General features: G+C 63.1%; 20 protein-coding genes. 1 reads left to right on the top strand and 19 read right to left on the bottom strand.

All coding sequences use genetic code 11. The features are described from left to right. Nucleotides 1–20 precede the first annotated feature (20 nt). The 13 genes from flhB to APAU_RS12955 all read right to left on the bottom strand — a co-directional run bounded on the left by flhB (nucleotide 21) and on the right by APAU_RS12955 (nucleotide 10,071). Nucleotides 21–1,193 (bottom strand): flagellar biosynthesis protein FlhB, encoded by a 1,173-nt coding sequence (gene flhB, locus APAU_RS04295; protein ID WP_006300470.1) that lies wholly within the window; start codon nucleotides 1,191–1,193, stop codon nucleotides 21–23. Beyond that, the gene (gene fliR / locus APAU_RS04290) at nucleotides 1,184–1,963 is read right to left on the bottom strand and encodes a flagellar biosynthetic protein FliR (RefSeq protein ID WP_006300469.1); all 780 of its coding nucleotides are present in this window, start codon (nucleotides 1,961–1,963) and stop codon (nucleotides 1,184–1,186) included. Before fliR ends, flhB begins: the two co-directional genes overlap by 10 nt. Next, nucleotides 1,963–2,232, bottom strand: a complete 270-nt coding sequence (gene fliQ, locus APAU_RS04285) for a flagellar biosynthesis protein FliQ (RefSeq protein ID WP_006300468.1) — start codon at nucleotides 2,230–2,232, stop codon at nucleotides 1,963–1,965. The genes fliR and fliQ overlap by 1 nt, the downstream gene beginning before the upstream one ends. A 12-nt stretch (nucleotides 2,233–2,244) precedes the next feature. Then, nucleotides 2,245–3,021, bottom strand: a complete 777-nt coding sequence (gene fliP, locus APAU_RS04280) for a flagellar type III secretion system pore protein FliP (protein WP_006300467.1) — start codon at nucleotides 3,019–3,021, stop codon at nucleotides 2,245–2,247. Next, nucleotides 3,005–3,337, bottom strand: coding sequence for a hypothetical protein (locus APAU_RS04275; protein WP_006300466.1), 333 nt, complete (start codon nucleotides 3,335–3,337; stop codon nucleotides 3,005–3,007). The genes fliP and APAU_RS04275 overlap by 17 nt, the downstream gene beginning before the upstream one ends. A gap of 70 nt (nucleotides 3,338–3,407) precedes the next feature. Next, entirely contained in the window at nucleotides 3,408–3,770 is a 363-nt protein-coding gene (locus APAU_RS04270; protein WP_006300465.1) for a response regulator, read from the bottom strand. A 39-nt stretch (nucleotides 3,771–3,809) separates the two neighbouring features. After that, nucleotides 3,810–4,934 carry a flagellar motor switch protein FliN gene (gene fliN, locus APAU_RS04265; protein WP_006300464.1) on the bottom strand — a complete coding sequence of 375 codons (1,125 nt, stop codon included), beginning with the start codon at nucleotides 4,932–4,934 and terminating at the stop codon, nucleotides 3,810–3,812. A 3-nt stretch (nucleotides 4,935–4,937) separates the two neighbouring features. Then, nucleotides 4,938–5,942, bottom strand: a complete 1,005-nt coding sequence (gene fliM, locus APAU_RS04260) for a flagellar motor switch protein FliM (protein ID WP_006300463.1) — start codon at nucleotides 5,940–5,942, stop codon at nucleotides 4,938–4,940. Between the two features lie 12 nt (nucleotides 5,943–5,954). Continuing rightward, nucleotides 5,955–6,401, bottom strand: coding sequence for a flagellar basal body-associated FliL family protein (locus APAU_RS04255; protein WP_006300462.1), 447 nt, complete (start codon nucleotides 6,399–6,401; stop codon nucleotides 5,955–5,957). A gap of 27 nt (nucleotides 6,402–6,428) precedes the next feature. Next, complete coding sequence (locus APAU_RS04250; RefSeq protein WP_006300461.1) at nucleotides 6,429–7,157, bottom strand: flagellar motor protein MotB; 729 nt, start codon at nucleotides 7,155–7,157, stop codon at nucleotides 6,429–6,431. After that, entirely contained in the window at nucleotides 7,158–7,952 is a 795-nt protein-coding gene (locus APAU_RS04245) for a motility protein A (protein ID WP_006300459.1), read from the bottom strand. Between the two features lie 52 nt (nucleotides 7,953–8,004). After that, nucleotides 8,005–8,217: a flagellar FlbD family protein gene (locus APAU_RS04240; protein WP_006300458.1), complete on the bottom strand. Its 213-nt coding sequence runs from the start codon at nucleotides 8,215–8,217 to the stop codon at nucleotides 8,005–8,007. A 108-nt stretch (nucleotides 8,218–8,325) separates the two neighbouring features. Beyond that, complete coding sequence (locus APAU_RS12955; protein ID WP_083806759.1) at nucleotides 8,326–10,071, bottom strand: flagellar hook protein FlgE; 1,746 nt, start codon at nucleotides 10,069–10,071, stop codon at nucleotides 8,326–8,328. Nucleotides 10,072–10,109: 38 nt separating this feature from the next. Between APAU_RS12955 and APAU_RS04230 the strand changes: the two genes are divergently transcribed. Continuing rightward, nucleotides 10,110–11,384, top strand: coding sequence for an ISL3 family transposase (locus APAU_RS04230; RefSeq protein WP_006300052.1), 1,275 nt, complete (start codon nucleotides 10,110–10,112; stop codon nucleotides 11,382–11,384). Here APAU_RS04230 and APAU_RS04225 read toward each other — a convergent pair. The 6 genes from APAU_RS04225 to APAU_RS04200 all read right to left on the bottom strand — a co-directional run bounded on the left by APAU_RS04225 (nucleotide 11,319) and on the right by APAU_RS04200 (nucleotide 15,818). Continuing rightward, nucleotides 11,319–11,729 carry a flagellar hook-basal body complex protein gene (locus APAU_RS04225; protein WP_006300453.1) on the bottom strand — a complete coding sequence of 137 codons (411 nt, stop codon included), beginning with the start codon at nucleotides 11,727–11,729 and terminating at the stop codon, nucleotides 11,319–11,321. The genes APAU_RS04230 and APAU_RS04225 overlap by 66 nt on opposite strands. Before the next feature lie 149 nt (nucleotides 11,730–11,878). Continuing rightward, a complete protein-coding gene (flgD, locus tag APAU_RS04220) occupies nucleotides 11,879–12,298 on the bottom strand; it encodes a flagellar hook assembly protein FlgD (protein WP_006300449.1) in 420 nt (139 codons plus the stop codon). A gap of 63 nt (nucleotides 12,299–12,361) precedes the next feature. Continuing rightward, nucleotides 12,362–14,029, bottom strand: coding sequence for a flagellar hook-length control protein FliK (locus APAU_RS14605; RefSeq protein ID WP_006300447.1), 1,668 nt, complete (start codon nucleotides 14,027–14,029; stop codon nucleotides 12,362–12,364). Between the two features lie 16 nt (nucleotides 14,030–14,045). Further along, nucleotides 14,046–14,747: a MotE family protein gene (locus tag APAU_RS04210; protein WP_006300446.1), complete on the bottom strand. Its 702-nt coding sequence runs from the start codon at nucleotides 14,745–14,747 to the stop codon at nucleotides 14,046–14,048. A gap of 2 nt (nucleotides 14,748–14,749) precedes the next feature. After that, the gene (locus tag APAU_RS14600; protein ID WP_006300445.1) at nucleotides 14,750–15,364 is read right to left on the bottom strand and encodes a lytic transglycosylase domain-containing protein; all 615 of its coding nucleotides are present in this window, start codon (nucleotides 15,362–15,364) and stop codon (nucleotides 14,750–14,752) included. A 1-nt stretch (nucleotide 15,365) separates the two neighbouring features. Further along, nucleotides 15,366–15,818: a flagellar export protein FliJ gene (locus APAU_RS04200; protein ID WP_006300444.1), complete on the bottom strand. Its 453-nt coding sequence runs from the start codon at nucleotides 15,816–15,818 to the stop codon at nucleotides 15,366–15,368. Nucleotides 15,819–15,831: the final 13 nt, after the last annotated feature.

Genomic DNA, 15,831 nt, shown 5'->3' with positions numbered 1-15,831 from the left:
GAGAACCCTCCGTTATCTTTTCATGATTTCTCTGGGCCGATCCCCTTCAGACGGTACACGAAGGCCAGCACTTCCGCAACCGCACGGTAGAACGCCTCGGGAACCTCCCCGCCCACCTCCACCTCCCGGTAGAGGGCCTGAGCCAGGGGCGGGTTCTGGACGATGGGGATCTTGTGCTCCTCCGCCACCTCCCGGATCTTCCGGGCAATGTAGCCCTCCCCCTTCGCCAGGAGAAGGGGAGCCTCCATGATCTCCCGATCGTACTGCAAAGCCAGGGCCAAGTGGGTGGGGTTGGTGATCACCACGTCCGCCTTGGGAACCTCCGCCATCATCCGCCTTTGGGCCAGCTCCCTCTGGCGCTGCCGGATGCGGCGCTTCACCAGGGGATCCCCCTCCATCTGCTTGTACTCCTCCTTGATCTCCTGCTTGGACATTCGAATGGAGCGCTCGAACTCCCAACGCTGGTACAGGTAGTCGAAGAGCCCCAGCACGAAGAGCATCATGGCCATCTTGAAGCTCAAGGACCAGATCTTGTCCACCACCGCCCCCATGCCCTGGGTGAAGGGATAGCGCATGGTGGAGATGAGGGCCGCCAGGTCCTTCCGGAGGGCGGAGTACAGGATCAGCAGGAGCAGCAGGGCCTTGAGGATCCCCTTCACCAGCTCCACCAGCGAGCGGATAGAGATCAGCCGTTTCATCCCCTCCACGGGGTTCAGACGGTTCCATTTGGGGATGAGGGGCTTGGGGGTCAGGACGAAGCCCACCTGGTAGACCATCAGTCCCAGGGCCCCCAGGGTGCAGCACAGCCCCAAGGGCAGCCAGCTCAGGAAAAACACCCGGGAGGAGCGGGTCAGGGGCAGGACAAGCCATCGGTCTCCCTGGATCTCCTTGGAGGGGAGGTAGGCGATGAGGTCCTGAAACAGCCCCACCACCAGCTCCCCGGTGAACAAGCCGAACATCAGGAGCATGAGGAGCCCCAGCAGGAGGATCACCGACGCCACCAGGTCCTGGCTGCGGACTACCTGTCCCTCTTCCCGGGACTTCTGGCGCTTTCGCGGGGTGGCGGGCTCGCTCTTTTCCTCGGAGAAGAACTGCAGATCCAGGAGGGGGCGTGCAGGGGAGAACGACGCCCTGTCCCTCCCACCGGGAAGGCCTTCCCGCTCCTTGCGGGAGACGTCCTTCCCTACTTCCACAGCAGGGCACCTTCCAGGGCCATTTCCACCGCCCTCTCCACGGTGCTGTGGAACAGGTCCACCGTCAGGGGCAGCACCGCCAGCAGGATGAACAGCCCCAGACCGATCTTCAGGGGGATCCCCAGGACGAAGAGGTTCATTTGGGGAACCGTCCGGGCCACGAAGCCCATCCCCACGTCCGCCAGCAGCAGGGCCCCGAAGAGGGGCAGGGCCATCTGAAGGGACAGGACGAAGAGCTTTTGGAGCCAGATCCCCCAGGGGATCGCCGCCCCCCCGCCCCAGGTCCCCTTGGCCAGGGGGATCAGGCGCAGGCTCTCCGTCAGCGCCTCGATGAGCAGCAGGTGGCCGTTCCAGTGGAAGAAGAACCAGACACCCAGCAGGTACTTCATCTGCCCGATGAGGGCCACTTGGGTCTCCGACATGGGATCGAAGAACGTGGCGATCCCCAACCCCATCTGGGTTCCCTCGAAGAAACCCGACATCTGCAGGGCGTACAGGGGCAACCCCGCGAAAAGCCCCAGGGTCACGCCGATGAGGAACTCCCGCCCCGCCGCCACGAACAGGAATCCCCAATGGGCGAAAAGGGGCCCCGGATAGGACAGGCCCACCCCAGGGGTCACCACCACCGCCAGGAGCATGGCGGTCCAGAATCGGACAGGAAGGGGCCAGGCGGGAGCCAGGAACACGGGGTTGGAGAAGAGGAGCCCAAGAAAGCGCAGCCCCACCAGAAGGTACACCAGGAGGAGGTCCACCAGCTCTTCGTAGGGCATCAGGAGACGAAGCGGTGCAGGGACTCAAAGAGGAACGTGGCGTAGTCCCCCACCAGTCGGCACATCCAGGGTCCCAGGAGGATCATCGCCAGGATCACCGCCACGATCTTGGGGATGAACACCAGGGTCTGCTCCTGGATGGACGTGGCGGTCTGGAGGATCCCGATGATGAGCCCCACCACCATGGCCACCAGCAACAGGGGAAGGCTGGCGAAGAGGGTCACCCACATGGCCTGATGGAGGGCATCGGAGATGCTCAGGGCCTCCACGGCGACCGCCTCCTACCGGAAACTGGTGACCAGGCTGGCGATCACCAGGTTCCAGCCGTCCGCCATCACGAAGAGAAGCACCTTGAAGGGCAGGGAGATCATCATGGGAGGCAGCATGATCATCCCCATGCTCATGAGGACGCTGGAAACGATCATGTCGATGACGATGAAGGGGATGAAGAGCACCACCCCCATCTGGAAGGCGGTCTTCAGCTCGCTGAGCATGAAGGCGGGCATGAGCACCCGGGTGGGGATACCGTCCTGGTTCTTGGGCTGGGGCATCTTGGCCAGGCGCACCATCAGGGAAAGCTCCTTCTCCCGGGTCTGACGGAACATGAAGGCCCGAAGGGGCTTGATGGAGCGGTCCCAGGCCTGGGCCGCGGGGATCTGTCCGTTCATGTAGGGGACGAGGCCCTTGCCGTAGATCTGGTCCCAGACGGGGGTCATGGTGAAGAAGGTGAGGAAGAGGGCCAGGGTCACCAGCACCTGGTTGGGGGGCATCTGTTGCAGTCCCATGGCGTTGCGGATGAAGCCGAGCACCACAAGGATGCGGGTGAAGCTGGTGAGCATGAGGATGATGGCCGGCGCCATGCTCAGGACCGTCATGAGGGCGACGATCTGAAGGGTCAGGGCCACGTCCTGAGGGGATTTGGCCGCCTGCACCCCCACCTGGAGGGCCGGCAGGGGGAGCGTGGGGGGGGTGGGCTGTGCCGCCGCCATCCCCGCCCCGAGCAGAAGGAGCGTCAGAGAGAGGACGAAGAAGCCCCCCTTCTCAAGAAGTGGCCTCATCCGTCTCCGCCTCCTCCTGTTCCCATTCCGAAAGGCTCCACCGTCCCAACACCTGCGACCCGTTCCGGCCGGAGAGCACCGCCACCACGTCCGGCCCGATCCGCAGGACGTACAGTGCATCCCGTCCCAGGGCTTGGCTGCACAGGACCTTCACCTTGCCCGGTCCGGAACGCAGCCCCGCCACCCGCTGGGGAAGGTAGCGCACAACCCCCCAGGCCACGGCGGCGAGGAGGCACAGAGCCAGGGCCATACGGGTCAGGTAGCCCCCCAGAGAAGGCTCCCCGGCGGCCTCGGCGACCCCGGGGTACGACCACAAAAGGAGTGCAAGAGTCGTCAGACCCCGCACTCCCCGGTTTGCGGAAGGAGACGCACGACGTGACAACGGATCAGGAGAGCGCCTTGCTCAGCGCCTCCAGGACGCGATCAGGCTGGAAGGGTTTGACGATAAAGTCCGCCGCCCCGGACCGGATGGCCTCAATGACCATGGCCTGCTGGCCCATGGCGCTCACCATGACCACCTTGGCGGCGCTGTCCATCTGCTTGATCTCCTTGACCGCCGCGATACCGTCCATTTCCGGCATGGTGATGTCCATGGTCACGATGTCCGGCTTCAGCTCCGAGTACATCTGCACGGCATTCTTGCCGTTGTCTGCCTCTCCCACCACTTCAAATCCGTTCTTCATGAGGATGTCCCGAAGCATCATCCTCATGAAAGCCGCATCGTCCACGATCAGAACCTTTGTACCCATCCTGCCCTCTCCTTCCCAGCAAGAAAGTGGCCAAGAACGCTAGATGCCCATGGATCGGATGCGTTCCGCGCGGCTGACGATCTCCGTGACTCGGATGCCGAAGCTCTCGTCGATGACCACAACCTCGCCGCGAGCCATGAGCTTGCCGTTGACGAGCACATCCACGGGTTCTCCCGCCATCCTGTTTAATTCTACCACGGAGCCGGGGCCCATGCCCAAGACCTCCCCGATGGTCTTCCTCGCCCTCCCTAATTCCACGGTAATTCTAACAGGAATATCCACGATCAGGTCAATATTCCCGGGGAGAGCCGCTCCATCTCCCGAGTGAAGGGGAAGGAACTCCGCCGGTCTGGCGTCCACCGGGGCGGTGGAAATGGCGGCGCTCCTCGGAGCGTACACGGCCTCTTGGGAGGCGGAGGGGGCGGCTGCAGCGGCGGCAACGGGAGCCGGTGCGGGTTTCGCGGAAGCCTTGACGGGAGCCGGAGCCGGTTCCTCGGGGCTCACGGACTGACGGATCCGGTTGGCCAGCTCCTTGGCGTTGGGAATCGGCAGGACCAGGAACAGGTCGAAGGGGTCCACCCCCTCCACCACCAGCCCCACCTGGGCGACCCAGACAAGGTCCGTGGGGGGAAGCTGGTCGAAGGGAAGCCAGGTGGCATCCACCAATTTGCCGGAGGTCCCGCTGGGGGCCAGACGCGCCCCCCCCAGCAGACCGCTCAGGTTGGTGAGGGCAGCCCCCACCAGCTGGCTCAGCCCTTCCTGGGCTGCGGACAGGTAGAGATCGTTCGCTTCCTCGGGCAACTCCTTGGCGTCCCCGCCCATCATGAGGTCAGCCAGGGTCAGGGCGCCCTTTTCGCTGGCGGCGAGTCGTGCCGGCGCTCCGCTCAAGCCGTCCCAGTTCATGGCGAAGGCGAACAGACTGGGAGCGATGCGCTCCCCCAGGGTGTTCTGGGGCAGTGCCTCCGCGAAGCCCACGTTGGCGGACACGGTCCTCCCCGCCAACATGCCCACCACGTTGCCCGTGGCGCTGGCCATGATGGTGGCCACTTCCTTGAGGATTTCCGTCTCGTCCAGGGTCAGAGCCTCTCCCCCTCCAGCGGAACCGCCTCCTCCGCCGGTCAGAAGGGCATCGATCTCGTCCTGGCTCAGAAAGTCGTCGCCCATGGTCTACTCCTCCTCTTGCCGGGCGAGACCCTCATCCTGGACGACCTCCAGGACACTGCCCGCGTAGTGTTTCTCCGAAAGCCCCGCCTGGCACAGGAACTTCACCCGGTTGCCCACCCGAAGCCCCAGGGGGTCCGTGGCCTTGCCGTCCAGGCGGATCACATCGTTCACCTGCAGCTGCAGCACGTCTCCCAGGGTGAGGGCACAGTGTCCCAGCTCCAGGGCCAGGGGCACCGAAACCTCGTGGAGGCGTTTGGAGAGCATGTCCCGGATGCCCTCCAGGTTTTTCTTGCCCGTGGAGGCGAACCAGTGCTGGGAGGACAGCTTGTCGATCATGGGTTCCATGACGAAGTAGGGGATGCAGAGGTTCATGATGCCCTCCGTCTCTCCCACCTGGATCTTCAGGGTCACCAGCAGCACCATGTCCGTGCCGGGGCAGATCTGCACGAAGAAGGGATTGCTCTCCATGCTCTCGAAGCGGAAGCGCACGTCCACGACGGTGCTCCAGCTCTCCTCCAGGTGTTCCAGGATCTTCATCATGACCCGCTCCACCACGGTGCGCTCGATGTCCGTGAGGTCCCGGGGCTTGCGCAAGGGTTCCCCCTTGCCTCCCAGCATCCGATCGATGATGGAGAACACCAGGTGCGGGTTCATCTCCAGCACCGCATTGCCGCTCAAGGGGTACATCTCCAGCACCCCGATCACCGTGGGCTGCACCAGAGAGCGGATGAACTCGTCGTAAGCCATCTGGTCCACCGAGGCCACTTCCGCAGAGACCATGGAACGCACCAGGGTGGACAGGGACGTGGTGAGCTGTCGGGCGAAGGAATCGTGGATCATCTGGATCGCCCGCAGCTGGTCCTTGCTGAACTTGTCGGGGCGTCGGAAGTCGTAGATCTTGACCTTCCGCTCCTCCGTCTCCGAAATCGTGGAAAGATCGACGCTGCCGCTGTTCAGCGCCTGCAGAAGAGAATCGATTTCGTTCTGGGAAAGAACCTCCGGGACCATGTGCTCACCCCCCTATTGCAGCATAAACTCTTCGAAGAGAACCTGGCGGATGGGGACGACCCCCTTCACCTGGGGAAGCAGGGCGTTCATCCTCCCCCGAAGGTCCTGGGCCAGGGCCTGAACCCCCTCGGCGTGCTTCAGGTCCTCGAAGCGTCGGTCCTTCACCGTCAGCAGCACCTCGTTCTTGAGCCGGGAAATCCATCCCGCCTGGGCGAGAAGCTCCGAAGCCTTGTCGTTCTCCAGCTCCAGGGTGATCCCCAGCTGGAGGATGTGGGGCTCCGGGTCAGCGAGGTTGATGGTGAAGCTGCCCAGGGGAACGGACGGTCCCGGAGGCAGGACCTTTTGGGCGGTCTTTTCTCCCCCGGAGAAGAACTTGAAACCCACGAAAACCCCTCCGCCGATGCCGAGGAGCAACACGACCACCCCGAGGATCAGGAAAATCACCGTCTTCTTGCCCATGGCTGTCCACTCGACCTCCTCGTTCGGCTAGCGCAGAGAATGCTGGGTCAGGAGGACCAGGTCCACCCGCCGGTTCAAGGCCCGATGCTCCGGGGTATCGTTGGGTACGATGGGCTTAGCCGATCCGTACCCCACCGCCTCCAGGCGGTTCGGCGAAAGCCCCACCGTCCCCGCCAGGTAGGAGGCCACCACCGCCGCCCGTCCCGCGGAGAGCCCCCAGTTGTCCTTGTACAGACCACCTCGCAGGGGGGCATTGTCCGTGTGCCCCTCCACCGCCAGCTGATTGGGGAACGTCTTCAGGATCTGCCCGATCTTGAAGAGAACCCGCCGCGACAGGGGACTCAGGTCCGCCCCCCCGGGAGCGAAGAGGAACTGTTCCGAGAGGGACACGGTGACGCCCCGCTGGTTCACCTTCACGGTGATCTCCTTCTGGAGCCCTTCCCTTTCCGCCAGGGCCTGGAGCTGCTGGGCCACTCCCTGCTTGAACTGCTCGGTGCGCTTGTTGGCGTCCCCCGCGTCCTGCCCCACGTAGCCCTGATAGACCCCCGAATCCTCCTGGATCGTCTTGCCACCGGGGAGGACCCCCAGGGCTCCCTGGAAGGAGAACATCATCTTCTTGAACTTCTGCACATCGATGGAAGAGAAGGAGTACAGAAACACGAAGAACGTGAGGAGCAGGGTCACCATGTCGCCGTAGGTGGCCATGAACAGAGGCGCTCCCGCCGATCCCTGGGCTTCCTTCTTCTTCCGGGCCACCTAGGCGGCGCCTCCCTGGGCTTCCTGCTTCTTCTCCTCCATCTTGGCCCTCATGGTCGGGGAAAGGAAGACCTTCAGCTTTTCCTCCACGATGCGGGGGTTCTCCCCCGCCTGGATGGACAGGATGCCCTCCACCATGAGTTCCCGGGAGAGGATCTCCTGGGAGGACCGATAGGCCAGCTTCTTCGAGATGGGGATACAGAGCACGTTGGCGATGTAGGAGCCGTAGAAGGTGGTGATCAAGGCGGTGGCCATGCCGGGCCCCAGGGCGTCCGGGTCGTCCAGGTTGCCGAGCATCAGGATGAGCCCGATGAGGGTACCCAACATCCCGAAGGCCGGGGCCAGCTCCGCCATGATGTCGAACATGGACTTGGCCGCGGCGTGTCGCTCCTCCAGGAGACCGATCTCCGTGTCCAGGATGGACTTGACCAGCTCCGGGTCCGTGCCGTCCACCACCAGCTGGATGGACTTGCGCATGAATTCGTCATCCAGCTGCCCCGCGTCCTCTTCCAGCGCCAAAAGCCCTTCCCGACGGGCCTTTTCGGCAAAGCTCACCAGAGTCTGGATCAGCCCGGTCAGGTCGATGGGATCGGCGAAGAACGCCTTGCGGACGATCTTGGGGAGGGCCTTGGTGCGCTCCAGGGGGTTGGCCATGATGGCGGCCCCCAGCGTCCCGCCTCCCGTGATGAGGATGGAGGGAATGTCCACGAAGGCCATGGGTTCGCCACCCGCGAGGATACCGCCGATGACCAGGATGTTGGCGAGAAGGAAGCCGATTACGGTTCCGAGATCCACGAACGCTTCACCTCGATCGCGAGTGCGGGGATGGGTGGCGCTGCTCTACAGCTTAGTGCCCCGGCGGGACGGAGTCAAAAGGAAGCCCCTGGAGGCCCCTTCGGAACGCCGCGACCCTTCGGAGAACCTCCTCCGGGGATTCCTTCACCACATAGCGATGCCCGTTGGTCAGGGTGATCACCGTGTCCGGGGTGGCCTCCACCGTCTCGATCTGGTCGGAGTTGAGCAGGAACACCCCACCGTTGAACCGCGTCACTTCAATCATCGGCACATCCCTCCGGCGACTTGACCCAAAACCCTACCGATCGTCCCCTCAAACGAAGCGAGGGGCGTCGCCGCCCCTCGCCCCGCAAGCACCCTCGCCGGTTCGTCCCTACCGTTTGAGGTTGATGAGTTCCTCCAGGACCTGGTCGGAGGTGGTGATGACCCGGGCGTTGGCCTGGAAGCCCCGCTGGGCCACGATGAGGTTCACGAACTCCTGGGACAGATCCACGTTGGCCATCTCCAGATTGCTGCCCATGATCTTCCCCGCCCCGCCCTCCATCGGTGTCATGACCTGAGCCATCCCAGAGTTCGCAGATTCAGAGAACACCGTGTCCCCTTCCTTGACAAGCCCTTGCGGGTTCGCAAAAAGAGCCAAGGCAACTTGATAGAGCGGCTGATTCTTCCCGTTGCTATAAACGCCAGATACCGTCCCATCTGCGCTTACAGCATAGTCCTCCAGCACTCCCATGGCATAACCGTCTTGATAATAACCCTTCGTGGTAAACCCGGAACCATACTGGGTCACCCCGTCGATTAATTCCTTATCCATTCCTGTCCCATCAAAATCCAGCTTAATAACGCTATCTTCTGCCCCAATCACCGAGAACGGAACCCGCAAATCCGCAGTGCCGCCAGAAGTAATTTTCCCCGCAGTGTCAAACACCAAAGTCCCCCTACCATTAGTTCCAGAAAGGACCAAAGTTGGTTCGCTCGGAAAGAACGCATTCCAATCCCAACGATTGGGCGCCACTTTCGACCAAACCACTTCAAGCGTATGGGGGTTCCCGAGAGTGTCATAAACGTCAAGCTTCGTCGAATGAGTGCTGGAAATCTTCTGACTTACAGTTAAGGCAGTGACTTGCTGTGCTCCCGGTGCAGAGTCCCTAAACTTGAAATTTACACCATATTTGTTATCTGTTATATCAACAGTTAGACCAGCAAACACAGGTCCGGTGACCTGGGTTACACTCGCAAACGTCCCGTCATCATTAAGCGTCACCGTATACTCAGCAACGCTAGGTGGAGGTGTCCCATTATCAATCAACAAGTACAGGGGCATGGTGTTGCCAGTTTTTTCTCCAAAATCTACCAATATGTTATAATCTCCCGCATTGGGAGCCGTAGTCTTAGAAACTGAAAAAGAATCGTAGGTCATCGAAGCATCAACTGGGTAGCTCCAGGCCTCTCCGTTCGTTTGACCAGTAAAAACAAGATTTCCATTTGTGTAGGCAACATCATAGACTTCTGTAACTGGAGGGGTATCATCCGATACAATAGTAACCGTTGGCGTGCCTACCAAACTCATCGTGGGTTTCTCAGAATCCGTATTTACAGCCGTCATTTCTAACCGAATGGGACCACCAGCTATAGTAACGGTTCCGCCATCTGGTGCCGTGATGCCTGCAATCTCTACAAGGCTTCCCGGAACGGGGGGGGCATTATTGACAAACGAAACCTGAATATTCGTTCCGTTCAACCGTGCCGTCGGTTCCGCTTGCCACGGAAAGCCAAAAGGCAAATAGGGAGGCACCCGGCTGTCCAGGTTGCACCTAAACGCTGCCATTTTTGTCGCTTGTGCTTCCAGTTTTTGCCCTACAGGGATGTTTACTGCCTCAAGGGTGCCTCCCTTTATGTATTTCGTCGGATCTGCAGGGTCTATTTCCATCTTGTAGCCCTGGTACATGTACCCCGTGCCGGACATGACCATATTCCCATCCCCGTCCAGGGTGGTGGCTCCCGCCCGGGTGTAGAGGGATTTTTGGCTCCTCATCATCCCGTATGGGCACCCTCGGAACAGGGTCTTTGAGGGCTGGCGCGATACGGGTTTGGTGCTAGCATAGAGTTCAAATTTCATGAGGCCTCTTCATGGTTCTCTCACAGGAGGACGGATTCATGCGCAAGGCGCGAAAGAGCAGCGGCAAGGAAGTGACGGACTTGAACCAGCTCTTCCTGGGTTTTCTGGGCCTGGAAGAGCCCTGGTTCATCCAGTCCATCGAATGGGATCCCCTGGAGGGACGGGTGGACCTGCACGTCTCCTTCCGGGAGGGCACCCGATTCCCCTGCCCGAAGTGCGGGGGTTCCCATCCGGTTCATGACTGCCTGGAGCGCACCTGGCGCCACCTGAACCTCTTCCAGCACAAGACCTACCTTCACGCCCGGGTCCCCCGAACGGAGTGTCCGGAACATGGAGTCCACCAGATCGCCGTCCCCTGGGGAGAGGAACGGAGCGGCTTCACCCTGCTCTTCGAAGCCTTCGTGATGGAACTGGCCCCCCTTCTTCCCGTGAAGGAGATCTCCCGCGTCCTGGGGGAGACGGACACCCGACTCTGGCGGATCATCCGCCGGCACGTGGACCGCTTCTTGGCCACCCAGGATCTTACGGGGCTGCGCAGGGTCGGGGTGGACGAAACCTCCTACCGCAGGGGGCACAGGTATGTCACCGCCTTCGTGGACCTGGACCGGGGACACGCCATCTGGGTCACGGAGGGGAAGGGCAAGGCCGTCCTGGCGCGGTTTGCGGCCTACCTGACCTCACGAGGTGTCGCCCCCTCCGTCATCACCGACTTCACCCTGGACATGTCCGAGGCCTTCATCCAGGGGATCGGGGAGAACTTTCCCCAGGCCCGCCTGACCTTCGACAAATTCCACGTCATCAAAATGATGAACGAAGCGGTGGACCAGGTCCGCCGAGAGGAACGCCGGGGTGCCGAGGAACTGACGGGAAGCCGCTACCTCTGGCTTTACAACCCCGAAAGTCTCTCGCCCAAGCAGCAAGCAGCCCTCACCGCCCTGCTTGCCTCAAAGAACACCCGCAAGACCCAAAGGGCCTACGCCCTGAAGCTCCTCCTGCAGGAGTTCTACGAGAAGGTCCCGCGCTGGGGGACCGTGTGGCTGAAACGCTGGTACTGGCGAGCCAGCCACAGCCGCCTGGAACCGGTCAAGAAGCTGGCCCGAACCATCAAGAATCACTGGGAGGGGGTCCTGAATCACATCCGAACCGGGATCGACAACGGCATCCTGGAGGGACGCAACAGCCTCTTCAAGGCCGCCTCGGCGAAAGCCCGAGGCTACCGCACCTCCACCTATGCGGCTCTGAGCTATTTACTGGTCAACGCTAAGATGCAACTGCGGTTTCCTGGGCCCCGGGAAGCAGCCCATACGGGATGATGAGGAACCGGATTTTTCTCCCTCCTTGACCAGGAAATACCCGTCTCCCTGGATGGCCATGTCGTTGCGATTTCCCGTGTACTGCATGGGACCCTGGGTGTGGATGGTCTCGATGGCGGCGATGTTGACCCCAAGACCCACCTGCATGGGGTTGATACCCCCCCGCCCCGCGTCACTGTTCGGGGCCATGGCCCCCCGGTTGCTTTGGTAGAGCAGGTCCTGGAACAGCACGTTGGACTTCTTGAAGCCCGTGGTGTTCACGTTGGCGATGTTGTTGCCGATGACGTCCAGATAGGTCTGGTGCCCCTTCACGCCGCTGACGCCCGAGTAGAGGGATCGAAGCATGGGCTTTGCCTCCTTTGGTTTCAGGAAGAGTGTCGTCGCGCGATCCGTTGCGCTTATGTCTGCCCGCCCGTCCCTGGGCGCGGGGTACTCAATCCTCCGATGTACGGAAAGGGAACGCCCTCTCCGTCGTGCGTTCCTCCCTCTACGACCTAGGCCACCTGCTCGACCTTGTCCAGGGCCAGAGACGACCCGTCGGTGAGCTTCAGGGTCACCGCCCCGTCCTTGAACTCCACGTACTGCACCGTCCCCGCCTTGGAGTTGCCCTCGTCATCCGTGTACCCCACCACCCGGCCCACGTAGCCCACTGCGGAGGTCATGGAGAGCTTGGTAAGGGTCTCGATGCCCTTGGCCATGTTGGTGGTCTGTTCCAAGGCGGTGAACTGGGCCATCTGGGCGATGAAATCCTGGTCCTTCAGGGGGTCCAGGGGGTCCTGATTGGTCAGCTGCGCGATGAGCAGCTTGAGGAAGTCGTCCTTCCCCAGTTCGTTCTTGATGGTCCGTTCTGTCGTTTGGGTTGTGGTCGTGCCTCCGGTGGAAGAGGAGTTCACTCCCGAAATCGGATCTGCCATGGCTGCCACCATCCTTTCCTGTATTCTTTAACCTTTAAGGAAAACGGTTTTGCGAGTTCGGGTTTACGCCACCCAGTGCAACAGTCCGCGACGAAGGTCCACCCGGGCTTCCAGGACGTCGCCCTCTTCCTCTGTCCCTTCCCCTGCGGGACCGGAGGCGCGGCGCACCTTGCCCCCCGGCCCCTGCTGCTGCCCCGGGCGGGAATCGTCCCGACTGCGCAGGTCCACCGCCAGGCCCGTGACGTGCAGGCCCTGGGCCTGCAGAGAGGCCTTGAGCTGTTCCATCTGGGTCTGGACCATCTGTTTCAGCGCTTCGTTGTCCACCTTGAGGGTGGCTTCGATCCCTGCGGCGGTAACCTGGAGACTCACGTCCACCCGCCCCAGGGCAGGGGGATCCACCACCAGGTGCGCCCGGACCCCGTCCTTTCGGGAGACCACCCGAAGGACGTGGGAAAGGGCCTCCCGGAAAGCCTCGTCTCCCTGGTAGGACAGCACGAGGGGTTCCAGATCGGAAGCGCCCTCCGCGCCCTCCAGAAACTGTCTAAATCCCGTCAACACCCCGCCGGCAGGGGAAGACCCGGAAGCCCCCGAATCCGCCTTCTTCTCCCCCAGGTCATCCCCCCCGAGGAATCGGTCCGATCCCCCGTCGCGCAAGAGGCTCCGCAGGGAAGGGGCCACCGTCTCCGAAAGGATCCTCTGGGAAGAGGCGGGGTCCCTTCGTTCCGACCGGCGCGTCTCCTCCGAGGCCGACGGGACGAGGGGAAGGCCAGGTTGCGCCGTCTCTCCTTTCGGAACGTCCTCGGAGGGCGCGGCAGGCGCCGAAGCGGTCAGGTCGGCCCCGGCGGCCTCGGTCGCAAGAACCGGCAAGGCGGCCTCTTCCGTCATCCCCTGCGGGGGAACCGGGAGCTGCGGGGTTTCGACGCCCTGTCTCCGGGAAAGGCCCTCCCGGTAGTCCGGGGAAAAGTCCGGGTCCGCAAGACCCGTCTCCGGGACCGCGCCGTCGGCGGCACGATCCACCAGGCCATCCTGAACCTGCTGCTCCGGCTTCCTCGACCCCTTTTCCCCCGCCGAGGCAAGGGAATCTCGGACAAGGGGAAGGGATACGGGTTCAGGGTTGGCCGAGGGCGCAGGGGAAGCTGTCTGGGGCGTCGCCCCCCCGGGAGAGGCTTGGGGAGAGACTCCGACCACTCCGATCGTAGCGGGTTCGGGACAGGGGGCCGTATCCGGCAGGGCCTCGCCGGATACGGGGCGAGCCACGAAGGCACCTGCCCCCTCCGGAAGCTCCGCGGGGGCAGCCAGCTCCGGAGGCAGGGCCAAGGGCTGGGCACTGCCCGCGCCCGACTCCACCTCGTCCGCCGAGACTTCCTGCTCCGCCCCTTCTCCGGCGTCCTGCTTCTCCTCCGCAAGGTCCGGCGCAGGCCCCTCCTCCCCCGCAGGGGGAGGGAGAAGCCCCAGCAGGGCCAGAGCCCGGGCCCATTCCGTGTCCTCGGGCGTCTGCACCAGCAGGGGGGTCACGAAGAGGGGGGGGAGGGATCCCTCCGGCTTGGCGTCCCCCGCGGGACCCTGGGGGGATGCCTCCGGGGTCCCCTGGACTCCCGCGAGAAGATCGCCGAAGGACTGTTCCGAGGAACTGCCGGCGTGGGGAGAACCGGCGTTCGTGGTCTGGGAAGCCTTTCCTTCCCCGGAAGAGGGCATGGGAACGGCGGGAAAAATCGGGACGGGTGCGGTCATGGACATCACCTCTGGGTCAGGGCTGTTTTTTCGTCCTCTCGGAAAGCCGTTCCGTCAGCCTCGCCGCCCGGGTCGCGTCCATGCGTCCGAGAATCTTCGCGGTCTGGTCCTGGGGCAGGGCCGCCAGGAGGGCCACCGCAAGTCCTTCGTCCACCTTCTCCAGGATCTGGGCCGCATTGCGCGGGGACATGTCCTGGTAGGTCTGCAGGAGGTCTTCGATCCCCTTGGTGGACGTGGTCGGTTGAGTATCGTCGCTTCGGACCAGCTCCTTGAGTCGTCGGCTCAATTCCTCCTGGAGCTTCGCCACGTCCTGCTCCCGAAGGTTCAGGTCCCGGGAGAGAGCTTCCACACCCTTGCGTTCCGCTTCGGTTCTCTTCTTCAGGTCCGCCAGGTTCGCCTGGGTGGCCTGAAGCTCCAGAGCCCGCCTCTCCTGGGAGGAGAGGGCGTAGACCTCGGGGATGCCGAGGGCGCGGGTCAGGGCGGGTCCCACGCCGGGAATCCGGGGGATCAGGGGGTAGGCCGCCGTCCGCAGGTCCAGGGCTCCGCTGACCTGCAATCCCGCCGCCAGTCCCAGAAGCATCAGGAAGGAAAGGAGAAAGAGGCCGCACCCTCGGCGCTTGCCCTTCCCCTTCTTGGCGCCCTTGGGCTCCTTCTTGGGACGGGGAGCCGCCTCCTCCGCCACGCCCTCTTCCCGGGGGGTTTCCTTCGGGTCCGCCATGGTCAGTTGCCCCCGGAGTAGCGGCGATAGTGCGCCATCACGTTCTTCACGTACCGCTGGGTTTCAGGGAAGGGAGGGATGCCCCCGTAGGCGTCCACCCGACCGGCTCCGGCGTTGTAGGCCGCCAGGGCCTTTTCCAGGTCCCCGTCGTACCGGTCCGCCATCTGGGCCAGGTACTTGATGCCCCCCTCCAGGTTGCGGGCGGGGTCCTTGGGGTCCACCCCCAAGGCGCGCGCCGTGCCGGGCATGAGCTGCATGAGCCCCATGGCCCCCGCCCGGGACACCACCTGTTCCTGCCCGCCGGACTCGCAGCGCATCACCGCCCGGGCCAGGTTGGGGTCCAGGTCGTAGCGACGGCACAGGTCCTGGAGAAGCGGGTCCCATTTGGACATGCGCTCCGAAAGAGGCTCCTGGGACACGGCGGCCTCCTCCCGAAAACCGGCCCCCTCGCCGTCTCCTTCCGGGAGGTCCGAGCGCTGCGTCCCCGCAAGCTCGTCCAGGACCTCCACGAAGCGGGTCTCCTCCGTTCGGGGGGAGGTCCCCTGGGGGTTGATCCTGGACTCGATCTCCCGGATGCGTCCCAGGAGCTGGGTGAGGTTCGTCATCTGCGGTCTCATGTCAACCCTCCTGCTGGTGGAACAAGAATCGTTGGGACGAGATCTCGTCCATCAGGTTCTGCTCCGCCAGAAGATCCCCTTTCTGACGAAGCTGCTCCAGCCTTTCGATGTACTGCTCCAGGATCCGGACGTTGCGATGCCGTTCCAGAAGCTGGTGCTTGGTTTCCTCGATGCCCTGCCGGCAGACGTCCAACCGCTCGCGGCTGTCCGACAGGATCCGTTCGAGCTGGTCCAGGTTCTGGCGCTCGTACCACAGGGTCTGGGGGGACAGGGGCTCCGTCCGGACACGGCAGAAGTCCGCCAGGGCACACTCCTTCTCCTGATGGACCTGTTGGATCCGGCCGACGAGCTGTTCCTCCTCCTTCTGTTTTCGGACAAGCTCCGCCTGGACAAGATCCCGTTCCTGCTGCCTCGTCTTGAGGATGCGCTGAAAACGGTGGATCCGCTTCTGCATGGGTCATCCCCCC

The sequence above is a fragment of the Aminomonas paucivorans DSM 12260 genome (assembly GCF_000165795.1).
Classification (GTDB): Bacteria; Synergistota; Synergistia; order Synergistales; family Synergistaceae; genus Aminomonas; species Aminomonas paucivorans.
The sequence above is the reverse complement of the archived record's forward strand: the minus strand, read 5'-3'. Positions and strand labels throughout refer to the sequence as shown.